The organism is Paenibacillus massiliensis 2301065 = DSM 16942 (assembly GCF_000377505.1).
Taxonomy (GTDB): domain Bacteria; phylum Bacillota; class Bacilli; order Paenibacillales; family Paenibacillaceae; genus Paenibacillus; species Paenibacillus massiliensis.
Window position 1 is genome coordinate 157539 of the sequence record NZ_KB898189.1, and the last position, 14361, is coordinate 171899.

Below are 14361 nucleotides of genomic sequence, written 5' to 3' on the forward strand. Positions count from 1 at the left end.
CCACCGAACACAATCAGCTATTCATGAACCTTGAATGCAACCAGCTATTCCTTTACCGCTCCGACTGTTAGACCCTGCACAAAATAACGCTGGAAGAACGGGTACGCAAAAATAATCGGCAGCGTAGCCAGCACGACCATCGCCATCCGTGAGGTGTCCTGCGGGATCGACTGCAGTGCTGCCATGCTCATGGCACTGCTGGACGAATTCTGCTGGAGGAACTGAATGCTGGATTCGATCCGCATCAGCATGGATTGCAGAGGTACCAGCTTGGGGTTGTCAATGTACAGCAAGGCATTGAACCAGTCATTCCAATAGCCCAATGTGCTGAACAGACCAATCGTAGCCAGACCCGGCAAGGATAGCGGAACTACGAGCTTCAGGAAAATATAGAATTCCCCGGCTCCGTCGATCTTCCCGGATTCGATAATCGCATCTGGAACACTTGTCGCGTAGAAGGTTCGCAGAATCATAATATAAAAAGCATTCATCGCAAGCGGAAGAATCAGCGCCCACAGCGTATCCTTCAGACCAAGCAGCTGAGATACGACCATATAGGTGGGAATCATTCCACCATTGAACAGCATTGTCAGAATGGCAAAGATTGAGAAGAATCTTCTATAGCGGAAGCTCTTGCGTGATATGGCATAGGCATAGAGCGACATCAGGATCAGACTGATGATCGTGCCCAGCACCGTCACCAGAATGGTCACTCCATAAGCACGCAGCAGCGTATCCCCGCTCTGCCATACGAATTCATAGGCAGCCCAGCTCCACTCGGCTGGAATCAGCCGATAACCGTCCCGGGCCAGAGCCTTCTCGTCCGTAAGCGAAATGATGACTACAAATATAAATGGAAATACGCATATAAAAGCAAAGCCGCCAGCGATGATGTTCAATATGATGTTCCATCCCCGGGATATATGATGGAAGTCCCTTTTTCTAGTTGCCGTCTGTGCCAACCTGAATCCCTCCTCCTCATCTAGTACTTAGAACAGACTGCTGTCCTTATCGACTCTGCGAACAACATAGTTGGAGATCATGACGAGCACAAAGCCCACTACAGACTGATACAGCCCGGCTGCAGTACTCATGCCAATCTCTCCGGTCGTCTTCAAGCCCCGATATACATAGGTATCAATTACGTTCGTAGCCGCATACAGCGTGCCCGAGTCCCTTGGAACCTGATAAAACAGCCCAAAATCGGCATAAAAAATCCGCCCCACAGCCAGCAGCGTCATAATGATAATGATGGGGGACAGCAGAGGGATGGTAACGTTGCGAATCTGCTGCCATTTGCTTGCCCCGTCAATCATCGCCGCTTCATACAAGGAACGGTCGATGCCCATTATGGACGCCAGATAGACGATGCTGTTATACCCGATACTCTTCCAGAGAGCCACGAACACGAGAATGTACGGCCAATATCCAGACTCCGCATACCATGAGATCGGCTCAAAACCGAGCCAGGTCAGAAGCTGATTCAGCATCCCGCGGTCCATGCTCAGAAAGCTGAACACGAAGTACCCCACGATAACCCAGGACAAAAAATAGGGCAGGAACATCCCTGTCTGGTAGAGCTTCGCCAGCCGCTTGTTGACCAACTCAGATAGCAGAATCGCCAGAGCCACGGCAAAGACCAGACCCAGAGCTATGATAGTCAGGTTGTACAGCAGTGTATTGCGCGTAATCAGGAATGCATCGTTATTATTGAATATGAATTTGAAGTTATCCCAGCCTACCCACTCACTCTTGGACAGGCTAGCCCAGAAGCCCTCACGGCTGAAGCGGTATTTCTTGAAGGCAGCGACGGTGCCCACCAGGGGCAGATACGAGAAAAAGAAGAACCAAATGGCACCGGGTAGCACCATGAACAACATGACTCTGTTTTTGAATATGTTCTTGAAAAATGTGGTCATTCGCTATCCCTCCTGCGCTAGAGCTATATAAAAGGACCGGGAGTACATCTGACTGCCCGATCCTTGAATATCGCCTCGCCGATTTCATGACTTACTGGTTCCCAGCTGCCCAGGCCTCCAGTTGGACCTGTGCCTCCGCCATTACTTTCTCAAGACCTGCCTCGTTAAATTTCTCGACTACCTTTTCCAGATGCTCATCAGGATTCAGTGTGCCTGTCATCAGGGCCGCCCAGTATTGCTCTTTGACATTCTGCACAGCCGCGAGCTCGGTCGACACCTTGCTGGCATCAAAGTTAAAGCTCAAGATCGGTGAGTTGACACCCTCGGCATTGAATTTCTTGAACTGCTCCCATTTGTCGTCTGGATCATTGGCATTCAGGTTCAAGAGCATGTTATTGCCAAGTGAATAGGATGGCATGTCGTAATTTTTGGATTCCGCCAGATTTTTCATATGCGTATCATCAATCATTTGATAATGAACCCCTTCAATCCCCGAATCGACCATGTTACGAAGCACAGGATCGGTATTTAGCAGATTCAGGAACTCCATCGCCTTCTCCGGATATTCGGAATTGGCGGAGATCGCCATAATGGAGCCTTGCACAGACGTATTGGTAATAATGGCATCACTGGCCGGTGTGGATACAACTGGATAGCCATAGCTTGCAGACCAGAGGTTATCCGCCATCGGCTGTGTCTGAGCCCGGTCAAGGAACCAGTTCCCTGAGGTGGTCAGATCATTAGTCGAGCCGGTTGTGGCTGCTTCAGGAGATACATAGCCCGCTTTATAGTATTTGTGCATCGTACGAAGCGCTTGCTTCATTTCATCCGTCTCAAGGATGTTAACGATCTTGTAGTCCTTGGTATCCAGCTTTACCGCCATCGGCAGGTTCTGGATAATATAGTCATACGGCACATATGGCACATATTGCTTATCCATGGAGAACGCGGTAACGGTCGGTTCATTCTCCTTGATGACCTTGAGCAAAGGCTCCAGACTATCCAGGGTACGAACATTAGAGAAATCCAGATTGTATTTATCCAGCAGCGTCTTGTTGAAGCGCCACACCTCTTGCTGCGGCAGCTCCTTGTTGGCAGGGATGCCATAATTGTGACCATCCACCTTGGAGCCACTCAGGAATGCAGGGTCCACAGCCTGCGTGAGCTCCTTGCCGTATTGCGCCAGTAGCTCATCCAATTCCAGGAACGCACCCTTGCGAGCATTCTGCACATAATCAAATCCACCAGAAGCGGTGAACAGAATGTCCATCGGCTCGCCAGAGGCTACATTCACCTGCATCTTCTGAGGATAGTCACCCCAATCGACCATCTTCATGGTAACGGTGGCATTGATTTTATCCATTGTGTATTTGCTGACTTCCTCCATGACTTTGTCTACGTCCTTTTGAGGAGTACCGATGGTATACCAGATCAGCTCGACAGGCTTCTCACCCTTCGAGCCCTCCTCCGTGCTTCCAGCACCACCACAAGCGGTCAGGACAAGTACGAGCGACATTAAAGACCCCAGTATGAAGGACAATCGTCTTCTTCTCTTGGTCATTGGATAGGACCCTCCCTTTTGAAAATATCTGCTTGATGGGGCCGACCACGCTAACCCCTACTCCTTTAACTGTAGCGAATGAAAGCCGTTTCATATAGAAGACAAACTTAATAAATCGGGGTACAAATTAAAGAGAAGTTCTGCAAGGCTGACATGGATCTAACCTAAAATTTTATGGGCCTAACCCAGCACTTTGTAGTCGGTAGGTGAAATGCCAACATACTTGCGAAACTGCTTATAGAAGTAACCCGTCTCCCAATAGCCCACGTTTCTGGCAATCTCATGTACTTTGAAGGTTGTATGCTTGAGCTGCTCCTTGGCCCGCTCGATACGATACTTATTGATGTATTCAGCGAAGGTCTCTCCAGTCTCCTTTTGGAATAATTGGCCCAGGTAGACGGGATGCAGGTGATACTGTGCACCCAGCAGCTTGAGGGACAACTCATCCGCATAGTGAGTATGAATATGATTCAGCACCTGACTGACCGTTGGATTCTTCATATCCTGCAGCAGGGACTGCACAGCTGTCACAGCGACCCTCTGCAGAGCCACGATAAGCTCCTCCAAGGTCGTACTGGATAGCACCTGGTGAAGTCCCTCCTTGAACATGGCCGACTCATCCGTATGCTTAAGCTGCTCCAGCTCCATCTTGAAGCGAATGACCAGCTCGAGGGCGGCATGCTGTAGCTCATCCGGAGTGATTCCGTCACTATGCTGTTCAAAATCCATGCGAATCTTCGCAATGAGCTCCTCTTGATTGCGGGTCATCATCAGCTTCACATAATCGTTCCATGACACCGCAAAAGCCGCCGTCGAGCCAGAATTCGCACCAAGCTGAACATAATCCATGACTCTTAGTTCGGGATACACCATGACATACTCCATCGCTTTCTTGGCTTCACGATAGCTGGCAGGAGCCTCCTCCAGCCCTTGCGCAACACTGCCGATCCCAATGAACAAAGACGGGTGTTCTTCGATTAGATCAGCTACCAACGAGTCAAGCCAACTGCGAAATGCCTGAATACACTCGTCTGCATCCGCTAGCTCGGCAATAATCACCGTATCTCCGTCTACATCATGGAACAGAGTTAATCCAGATGTCTCGCGTGCCCGCTGCTCCACTACGTTAAATAGCCCGGCCTGTGCCGGGCCCGTTCGCAGGGAAGCCACTCCAATGAAAGGGCTGTCCAGCTGGATACCCATGAACTCAGCGCGCTCCTCGAATTCGCGGCATGCAATCTGTCCGGTTAGCAGCCGATACAGCGTATTATCCTTCAGCACCTGGATACCGTGAGCGTCTCCTGGCCTCTGTCTGTCCAGATTGGTTACGATATTTTGCAGCGTTGCCTCCAGTTCCTCCGTATTGATCGGCTTCAGCAGATAGTTGTCGATTCCCAGCTTCATGCCTTCTTTGAGGTAATCAAAATCATTAAAGCCGCTCAAAATAACGACCTTCAGCTCAGGCTGGGCTCGTCTCAGCTCACGGATCAATTGCAGACCACTGAGTATAGGCATGGAAATATCGGTGATCAGAATATCCGCACGCTGGGAGGACAGACACTCCAGTGCCAGCTGACCATTCCCCGCATGACCCGTAATTTCCAGCCCGAAGGCTGCCCAATCCACAATGTCATACAGACCTTCAATGATGAACGGCTCGTCATCTACAATGAACACCTTATACACACGCAGCACCTGTCCCCTCTTCTATATATGATTGTTCAATTGGAAAATGAATCAGTACCCGAGTACCTGACCCGGGCTCGCTATCCAAGGTAATGCCGTATTCCGGCCCGTACAGGAACCGTAAGCGACTGTGCACGCTGCGCAATCCGAACATTCTGCCAGACTCCTCATGAAGCTCCAGCTCCTGCCGAATTTCAGCCAGGCGCTCTGCTGTAATTCCTTTGCCATTATCCCGCACCTCAATCTGCAGTCTGTCCGCAAATATGCTTACCTCAATATCCAGTCTATTGCTCGGTCCATCTGGCCGAATGCCGTGAATAACATAATTCTCGATAATAGGCTGCAGAGACAGCTTCACAACCGGATAAGCATAGAGTGAGGAATCCACCTTCATCCGATAAATGAAATGATCTTTATAGCGGATGCGGAACAGCTCCAGATAGAGGCGGCATGCCTCCAGCTCATCCTTAAGGGTATGATTCTTCTTCTGCTGTACCTGGCTCTTGAACAGAACTGACAGACTATAGATCATATCCCCCACATCCCTGGCCCCTTGGGAGACGGCCCTCATACGGATGACCTCCAGCGTGTTATATAGAAAATGGGGATTAATCCGCGCCTGCAGTGCAACCAGCTCTGTTTCCTTCTGCCTTATCTCTGCCTTATAGACACGGTCTATATAGTGATTCAGCTCTACAAGCATGTCATTGAAGCTGCTAGCGATCTGACCCAGCTCATCCTCACGGGAATCCTGTATACGCGCTGACAGATCGCCTTCCTTCACCTTTTGCATAAAGCGGATAATTCTGCGTGTTCGCTTGGCAAAATTAATAATGAAGAACGCAGGTACCATGATCGCAAATAACAGACAGAGAATGCTGATGGACAGGATTGTGCTGCGGATGCCTGCATAGCTGGCAGCAATTTCACCTGTCGGTACGCTACCAATCACGACATAGCCCTGATCAGCCGAAATTAATTGATTAATATATCGATCCTGCACCATGTCGATTGAACCAGTGCCGCTGCTATCGAATAAGGCCTCCTCCACCTTCACTAGGGGGTAGGTGCGTCCATAGTATTGTCCGCTGGAATCATATAGGACCTTCCCATTCGCGGACACCACAACAATCTCCCCCTTCAGGCTGTTCGAGTAGCTCACCAGAGACTGGTCAATCGACCGGGAGTCCAGGAACACGAGGAATTGCCCGATATTTTGAAGCGTCTGCTTATTATTGAGTGGTATTCGAATGGACAGGAGTGCCGGTTCCAGCTCACCGATCGTTCTGCGGACCCATTGGTTCGGTGCACTTATTGCGGGGGTCTCCATCGCCATCACATCAGGAACATAGGAATGTGCCGCATTCACATATCGTTGCTTGAAGGGTACATTTTTGCTAAAGCTCGCAAGATACTGCTCCTCCGCGCTATACAACAGCACATGGCGAATGCTGGCATGCTCATCCACCAGCTGCTGAAAATGGGCCTGCGTGTCCGTTGAGTAATTATCTCGATTCGTATAGAACCCCTCCGTCAGGTGCTCAACATAGTCAGGGTAGGGATGCTCCATAAAATAGGACGTATTCACTGACAACGCCTCATTCCGATGCAGATCCCTCACCATGTCCTGTGCCATCTCATACTGCTGGCGGATATAGCGGTCCACACTTTCCATCGCGGCCCGCTGTACCTCCAGTTCACGTCGTACGGTGGAATCCGCAATGCTACGGAACACTATGTAAGACAGCGTAATGATCGTGATCATGGAGATGATCGAGAAAATAAGCAGCATCCTCATGAACATGTTGTTTTTAATCAAATCCTTGTAAACGCATACATTTTTCATTGGACTGCTCCACCTCCTATGTCCTGAAGTCTGTTTTCCCTGAGGAAATACCAGCTCACAGTATGCATTCAATATCATTTTTTCCAGCATGCTGCATCATTCGATGGATATGACTAGCACAAGGCTTATTTACCGAAAAGTATAGCACTTGCTTCCTGCCAATTACCTTACACGTCCATATTTTCTTTAGTTTGGACCTGAAATCTTTAATTTGACCCTATTTGAAAATGCTTACTTCCATTATGTTTATCCATAAGCCTGCGAGAATTATGAAAGCGAATTCATAATACTATTCTGATTATTCAAAGGAGGACGCTCATGACACGCAAAAAGCTATTACCCAAGCGCATGTCCAAGGTGACTGCGCTGACATTGACGGCTGCATTGCTCAGTCAGCTTGTTGCCGCCTCGGCTTTTGCCGGAGATACGTTGCCCTATGAAGGCATCAGTGCCAAGGGAGACAATCAACCATACCAGCATGGCTATACCAGTGCACAGATTATGGATTGGACCCCGGAAAGCGATATCTACGGAGACCTGCTACGGGCACGTGTGCCACTGCAGTCCCGCAATACCGCCTTTGCTCCTACCCAGGCAAATCCTGAGCTAAGCCCGGATACGCAGTTGTTCACCATGAGCGGGGATTACGGCAATGCTTTCTTCGACAGTACGCCGTACACCAACAAATTCGCCCAGTATCTGTACAATTATTGGCAGTATACCGACTATTATGGATACTGGCACGGGATGGCGTCCGCAGGTGTACCTGAAGAGCTGTACGATCCGAACAAGGATTGGACCGAACGATACTTCGAATTCGGCATCCTGAACATTCCGAATCCGGCCTACACGAACGCTGCTCACAAAAACGGGGTATTGTCGATCGCCAACATCTTTTTTTCGGACAATGACCGTGGCCCGCAGACCTATAAGCAAATGCTGGTACAGGATGGGAACGGGGAATTCCCCGTTGCCAAGAAGCTGGTAGAAATGGCTAGATACTATGGCTATGACGGATACTTCTTCAACCAGGAGGAAGTCGCCAGAGGCGTTGCTCCCGAGGATATTCCTTCCTATAAGAAGTTCATGAAATATTTGAGAGATCAAGGTATGTATGTCCAATGGTATGATTCCACGGTGGATATCAGCGGAAAAATCAGTTATCAGAATGAGTTTAATGCCGCGAACAGTCCCTTCGTGAAGGATGCTCTCCTAGGCCAGATATCCGATTCGATCTTCCTGAATTACTGGTGGACTCCTGACAAGCTGCGAAAATCCCAAGCACATGCCAACAGCCTCGGACTTGAGCCGCTGGAAGCTGTCTTCGCGGGTGTAGAGGGCGGCAATGATAGCTTCGGTCGCTGGAAGCAGAGATATGATCTGCGCTGGAACTTGGATGAGGGTGGGCAACCGTTGAATAGCATTGCTACGCTAGGTGCGGACTTCACTCATAATGGACTGGATGAGGATATGGGGAGTCCAGGCACCAACTATCGAGCGGACAGCGCGTACCAATGGATGACGTTCGTCCGTGACCGGGCGTGGTGGTCCGGGCCGAATCAGGACCCGACGCGAGCCGAACGCAGCTCAAGCACCCAACTGGCTGACGTCTATGCATCAGGTTCGAATTGGGATGGAATCGCTGCATACATTGCCGAGCGCTCCGTCATTAAGGGTAATCATTTTGCCACCAGCTTCAATACGGGACATGGTCTGGAATATGTGAAGGATGGCATCGTCTCCAGTAATCAGGAATGGTCCAATATCAATATTCAGGACATTCCCGTAACCTGGCAGTGGTGGATCGATACTGACGGAGAACGGCTCGACGTGGACTTCGACTACGGAACGAAATACGAGAAGGGCGCGCGCTATCATTACCAGGCTCTCGGCGCCTACAATGGCGGCAGTTCGCTTGTGGTGAATGGCAAGCTGGACGCGGAGAATGTCCTGCGTCTGTTCAAGACGGAGCTGGCGGTTCACGAGGGCTCCAAGGCCACGCTGACATATAACAAGCCTACAGCCACGGACACCTCCTCGCTGAGCCTTGGTCTGATCTTCACAGATGAGCCGGGCCGAGTGTTCAAAGTCGAGGTACCGGAATCCGGTCAGCAGACCCAAGGCTGGAAGACCGCATCTCTTGATCTGAGCGCATATGCAGGGAAGACCATCGCTGCTATGGGGCTATCCTTCAATAACAATGGCGGCTTCATTCCTGATTATCAAATGAATATCGGCGAATTGCGGATTACAGACGGCTCCGCGACCACTCCTGAGGCACCGACAGGCTTCACAATCATCAAGGCTTTGACGAATACGGGCGAAATGGTCGTGGCCTGGGATATGGAGGACTATGATCAGGTGAAGCAGTATAATCTGTACGAGAACGGCTCCTATGTAGGCGGAATCTACGATTCGATGTATTACATCAAATCGCTGGGACATCCACGCGGAGAGCTGTCCATTACAGCCGTCGGAGTTGACGGTACCGAAAGCGAGCCAACTATATTGCCTTATGATCTGACCAGCGGGGTCCAGAACGTAGACGTGGCTTTCGATGTATACGGAGATGCAACCGTGACCTGGAACAATCCGACGGACGTATCGGGTATGATCGATCTGACACTAGAGACCGAATATACTAACGAGCCATTCCGTACAGCAGTGCAGGTAGACGCTAACGAAGAGCAGGCGGTCATCACTGATCTGCCGAAGAATGGAGAACATTATATTTTGAATATCGCCATTGACGGCCAGGCTCCAATCACCGTGACAGGTCAATTGGCTGATCGAGAGATTACGCCCTATGCTAAAGAGTTGGTTACTGTAGCAGGCTCGACCTATACGCTCGCTCTGCCTACCTTGACCGACTGGCATCGTCTCTATGTATATGAGGATGATATTCCTCGCCAATTTGCCGTTACCTACACTAGCAAGAAGTTCCCGTATATTCTAAGAGGGAGAACGCAGCTTAAAGAGCTAACCTTCACCCCTTCGTCGGGGACGAGTACATTGAAGCTGGTCATTGAAGACTACGCCGGAAATCGGGCTACTACCATTCTGAGATAGACCATGGGTAGCATTAGCGTCTTAGAAGAAGGTTAGGCGGAATCGTAGCGGCAGTAGCATAAACTCGTTCTGCAAAAAAACTAAAGAAGCGGATTTTCTCTAATCAGAGTGTCCGCTTCTTTGTTGATTTTAGATATTTGTTTCACAAGATATGTTGTCAGTACAATGCTTTTTTCATGGTAAGAGGCGCTTAGCCTCTTTCTTTATAACATCCCAATCTTCTGGTTCAAGTTGACTTGGAACCTTTAGCTTAGAGGGCGATATTCTTAGATTGAAAAATGTCTCCACTGTTGTAAAGTTCACTTGCACGATTCTTTCCTTAGGGATGGCTGTTTTATCCGTGTAGTCTTGATTAGCTATCAAGACATAACCATTTAGGTTATGATTGATGAATTACAAAAGGCTCACTTCATTGATTGAAGTGAGCCTTTTACTATAATTGAATCGTATTTCTTTTTTAATAATCGACTACTCGCTTCGTCTTAAATCAACCCCGCCCATTGCAGCCCGCGCCAGATTCCGTCCTGATGAGCCTCTACCGTCACATATGCTGCCAGGCTTTTGACTGGCTCAGGTGCATTCCCCATAGCGATGCCGCAGCCGACGTAACTGAACATCTCCATATCGTTATAGTTATCTCCGAAGGCAATCGTATCCTCAGGGCGGAAGCCTGTCCTTGCCATCAGCCTTTGAATGCCAGCAGCCTTGGAGCCCTCTGCTGGAAGCACATCCATAGAGTAACTATGCCAGCGGACAAAATGTAGATTATTGAAGCGGCTACGATAAGCCTCCTCCTGCTCCTGCGTGCAGAATAGCATCGTCTGATAGATCGCTCTTCCTTCATAAAATAACGGATCACATGCAGGATGCTCCACCCGCAGCGAGCTCATGCACTGCTCCACATATGGATGATACGCCTGACTGCAGCTCATCTGCTCCGCATCCAGATGAACGAGTGGATGATTGCGTTCAGCAGCGAATGCCGCCAGTTCACGAAGCAGCTCTGTAGCATGTGGATTCATGTAGATTACTTCTCCCTCATGCACCACATATTGTCCATTGAAGCCTACATAGGAGCTGAGGCCAAGCTCCAATCTAAGCTGCTCCAACATAAATGGAGATCGTCCGGTAGCTAGCGCAACGGTATGACCAGCAGCCTGTAATGCCGCTACAGCCGCTTTCGCCGAGGAAGGGACCTGGTGATTGTGATCCAGCAGTGTACCGTCAATATCGAATAAAATAAGTTTGTCAGCTCTCTCCCCCACAACGTTCACACTCCCAGCAGCACAGAAGTATCAGCCAGACTCAGACTCACTCTGTCATGGAGCCGGAAGGCCAGTGGCGAAATGACCTCCCATTGATGCTGATCACAGCGAATATCATAGTGGAATTCCTTACCCTGAAACTGTACATTGACGATCTCACCAGGAATTCCATCCTCTCCGCCTGCGCGCAGCAGGAATTGATCGGGACGTACCGGGTATAGGCCATTCTGCTTGAAAAATCCGGCGACCTCTGTCCCGTCCCATACCGTGTTAGCGCTCCCTTCAGGGATAAAGTTACTGCCACTCCAGCGACCTTGAATCAGATTGGACTTGGACACGAATCTGGCGACAAATTCCGTCTCTGGACGCAAATAAATATCCTGCGGAGTCCCCGCCTGCTCAATCCGGCCATCCTTCATGACGACAATTCGGTCTGCCATCGCCAGAGCCTCTCCCTGATCATGGGTGACATAGACGATTGCCGATCCCGTACTGCGGTGCACCTGCTGAATCTCACGACGCATATCCATTCGCAGCATCGCATCCAGACTGCTTAAGGGCTCATCCATCAGCAGCAAGGAAGGCTCCGAGGCCAAGGCCCGTGCAATCGCTACTCGCTGCTTCTGTCCACCAGACAGCTCATGCGGCATTCGCTCTGCCAAGTGCGATAATCCGGTTAATTCCAGCACCTGCCGGATGCGCTGCTCCTCCTGATTGCGAATGTGCACAGGGGTGTCTTTGTGCGTGCGGATCGGAAAACGAATATGCTCTGTCACATTCATATGCGGCCAGAGAGCGAAGGATTGAAATACCATGCCGATTCGGCGTTTTTCCGGGGGAAGCAACCGATCTGCTCCTGCGACAATACGCCCGTCCATTTGTACCTCGCCACCGCTCGGCTGCTCGAAGCCAGCGAGGATACGCAGCAGCGTCGTTTTACCACAGCCCGATGGCCCCAATATCGCTACGAACTCCCCTTCCTCAATCGTTAAGTTAATGCTATGCAAGGCCTGAAAGGAGCCAAATGCTTTGCTCACCTGCCTGATCTCGATGCTCATGCCACCACTCCCGTCTCATTTCCTTACCTTTATATACTTAGATATACTTGGCCCTGTGTATTTAATTCCGTGTATTTAATTCCGTGTATTTAACTCCATGATTTAGCTCGGTATATTCAGTTCTGTTTTTTCCCTCTACCATATCTTTACCTATTCAAGCTTTGTAACTTCGACTTTTACGCTTTATAGCCTCGACGTGTCGCCCACCGCTGAACCAGTAGCATGCATGCTCCGCCTACCGCAATCAGGGCTACGATGAGGCTGGACAATGCCGTCGAATACAGCGTATCTCCCGCCTGCTCGAAGCCGAAGACCGTAACGCCAATCGTCTGCGAGCCTGATGAATACAGCAGTGCCGATACCGTCAGCTCGGTCAGTGCCGTCAGGAACACCAGCATCCCTCCAGTGAGAATGCCTGGTAGCAGTAGTGGTAGCAGGATAGCTGTCCATTTACGCCATGCTCCCGCTCCCGAGATGCGGGCAGCCTCCTCCATAGACACATCCAACTGCATGAACGATGTAACTCCTGAACGGACCTGCAGGATCAGGAAGCGACAAATATAAGCAATGAACAAGATGGTCATCGAGCCGTAAATACCGGGGTTCCAGTCAGGGATAGGCTCCATCCACACCAGAATCATGGACAGGGCAAACACGATGCCCGGTAGCGTATAAGGAACAGCCATTGCCAGCTCGGCAGCCTTATTGAAGGCACTCGGTCTACGCACCCGCATATAAGCAAAGGCGCAACCGATCACAAGACATACCACCATCGTCACGGCAGACAGCACAAGACTGTTCTGAATCGCCTGCCAGACCCGCTGATTCTCCAGTAAAATGTATCGATAATTATCCAGTGTGAAGTTCTCAGCGGTCAGCCCCAGACCGTAGGCTCTCTTCAGCGACATGGAGATCATCGACGATAGCGGCACTACAGTAATGAGTAACAGGAAGCCCCACAGAATGAAGGATAATGGCTTGCTCATTCTCCCCAGCGTATAGCGTGGAGTCAGATCCGGCTGGATGGTGTCCGAGGCATGGCTCTTGCGCAATAGCAGCCATTGCAGCAGGCTTCCCAGCACCGCTGCCAGACCTAGCAGTACAGATAGCGAGGCTCCTCGCGCAAAGGCCGTCGGGCCAAAGCCAATAATCTCTTCATAGATCAAGGTGCTCAGGACCGAAATATTGACCGGGCTCCCCAGAAAAGCGGGGATACCAAAATTGTCGAGTGAGGCCAGGAACACCAGCAGTCCACCTGCAGTCAAGCCAGGCAAGGCAAGTGGCAGAGTGATGCGGCGCAGCGTATTCAGTCTGGTCGCTCCTCCTGCTCTTGCCGCCCACTCCAGATCGCGCGGAATCTTACGGAAGACGTCTACCGTAAACAAATACACCAAGGGGAAATGATGGATGCCCATCACAAAAATAATCCCCCCCATGCTATACATGCTCCACGGTGCAAGATCGGAATGAATCCCTTGTAGTAGCTTCGCCACCCAGCCTTGGGGCCCCATGAAGGAGGACCAGGACAGGGTCAATACATACGAAGGCAAAATAAAGCACAGCAGGATTGCCATATGCAGCGGTCCCTTATGCGGAATATCCGTATAAGCCACGATCCATGCAAAGGCGGCTCCCAGCACCACGGATAATACCGTAGAGCCCAGCACGATTACAGCTGTATTGCGCATCGTCGTCCAGAATCGGTCCTGCTGTAACAGATTCATATAATGAGCAAGCGTCCAGCCCTGCTCTCCCTGAAAGCTCAGCAGAATCAGCTTCAAAATCGGGTACACGAACAAGATCAATACCGCGATGGCTCCCAGCAGCGTAAGTATTCGTTTGTTGCTAAATAACGCCAATAGCACAGAAAAGGGCGTGCGCCCTTTTCTGGAGGTTGTCAGTGATCGCTCACCAGATTGTGTTCTATCCGTCCACACCGGCTCCATTTGCTCCATGC

At 50.3% G+C, this 14361-nt stretch carries 9 protein-coding genes; 1 reads left to right on the forward strand and 8 read right to left on the reverse strand.

The window, feature by feature from the left end:
* Window positions 1–44: 44 nt before the first annotated feature.
* The 5 genes from D328_RS0111635 to D328_RS0111655 form a co-directional block, all read right to left on the reverse strand.
* Window positions 45–962 carry a carbohydrate ABC transporter permease gene (locus D328_RS0111635; protein WP_018885186.1) on the reverse strand — a complete coding sequence of 306 codons (918 nt, stop codon included), beginning with the start codon at window positions 960–962 and terminating at the stop codon, window positions 45–47.
* 27 nt (window positions 963–989) lie between these two features.
* Complete coding sequence (locus D328_RS0111640; RefSeq protein WP_018885187.1) at window positions 990–1919, reverse strand: ABC transporter permease; 930 nt, start codon at window positions 1917–1919, stop codon at window positions 990–992.
* A 91-nt stretch (window positions 1920–2010) separates the two neighbouring features.
* Window positions 2011–3480 carry an ABC transporter substrate-binding protein gene (locus D328_RS0111645; protein ID WP_018885188.1) on the reverse strand — a complete coding sequence of 490 codons (1470 nt, stop codon included), beginning with the start codon at window positions 3478–3480 and terminating at the stop codon, window positions 2011–2013.
* Between the two features lie 180 nt (window positions 3481–3660).
* Entirely contained in the window at window positions 3661–5166 is a 1506-nt protein-coding gene (locus tag D328_RS0111650) for a response regulator transcription factor (protein ID WP_026281137.1), read from the reverse strand.
* Complete coding sequence (locus D328_RS0111655; protein ID WP_018885190.1) at window positions 5159–7012, reverse strand: sensor histidine kinase; 1854 nt, start codon at window positions 7010–7012, stop codon at window positions 5159–5161. Before D328_RS0111655 ends, D328_RS0111650 begins: the two co-directional genes overlap by 8 nt.
* A gap of 318 nt (window positions 7013–7330) precedes the next feature.
* Between D328_RS0111655 and D328_RS0111660 the strand changes: the two genes are divergently transcribed.
* Complete coding sequence (locus tag D328_RS0111660; RefSeq protein ID WP_018885191.1) at window positions 7331–10081, forward strand: endo-beta-N-acetylglucosaminidase; 2751 nt, start codon at window positions 7331–7333, stop codon at window positions 10079–10081.
* 482 nt (window positions 10082–10563) lie between these two features.
* Here the strand turns inward: D328_RS0111660 and D328_RS0111665 are convergent, their stop codons facing one another.
* From D328_RS0111665 to D328_RS0111675, 3 genes are all read right to left on the reverse strand, one after another.
* Window positions 10564–11346 carry a Cof-type HAD-IIB family hydrolase gene (locus D328_RS0111665; RefSeq protein ID WP_018885192.1) on the reverse strand — a complete coding sequence of 261 codons (783 nt, stop codon included), beginning with the start codon at window positions 11344–11346 and terminating at the stop codon, window positions 10564–10566.
* 5 nt (window positions 11347–11351) lie between these two features.
* Complete coding sequence (locus tag D328_RS0111670; protein ID WP_018885193.1) at window positions 11352–12404, reverse strand: ABC transporter ATP-binding protein; 1053 nt, start codon at window positions 12402–12404, stop codon at window positions 11352–11354.
* A 176-nt stretch (window positions 12405–12580) separates the two neighbouring features.
* Window positions 12581–14359 carry an ABC transporter permease gene (locus D328_RS0111675; RefSeq protein WP_018885194.1) on the reverse strand — a complete coding sequence of 593 codons (1779 nt, stop codon included), beginning with the start codon at window positions 14357–14359 and terminating at the stop codon, window positions 12581–12583.
* Window positions 14360–14361: the final 2 nt, after the last annotated feature.

Bases quoted from the DNA above. Each gene is read 5' to 3' on its own strand.
- D328_RS0111640 (WP_018885187.1), bottom strand. From the start codon at position 1,919: ATGACCACATTTTTCAAGAACATATTCAAAAACAGAGTCATGTTGTTC.
- D328_RS0111645 (WP_018885188.1), bottom strand. From the start codon at position 3,480: ATGACCAAGAGAAGAAGACGATTGTCCTTCATACTGGGGTCTTTAATG.
- D328_RS0111655 (WP_018885190.1), bottom strand. From the start codon at position 7,012: ATGAAAAATGTATGCGTTTACAAGGATTTGATTAAAAACAACATGTTC.
- D328_RS0111660 (WP_018885191.1), top strand. From the start codon at position 7,331: ATGACACGCAAAAAGCTATTACCCAAGCGCATGTCCAAGGTGACTGCG.
- D328_RS0111670 (WP_018885193.1), bottom strand. From the start codon at position 12,404: ATGAGCATCGAGATCAGGCAGGTGAGCAAAGCATTTGGCTCCTTTCAG.
- D328_RS0111675 (WP_018885194.1), bottom strand. From the start codon at position 14,359: ATGGAGCAAATGGAGCCGGTGTGGACGGATAGAACACAATCTGGTGAG.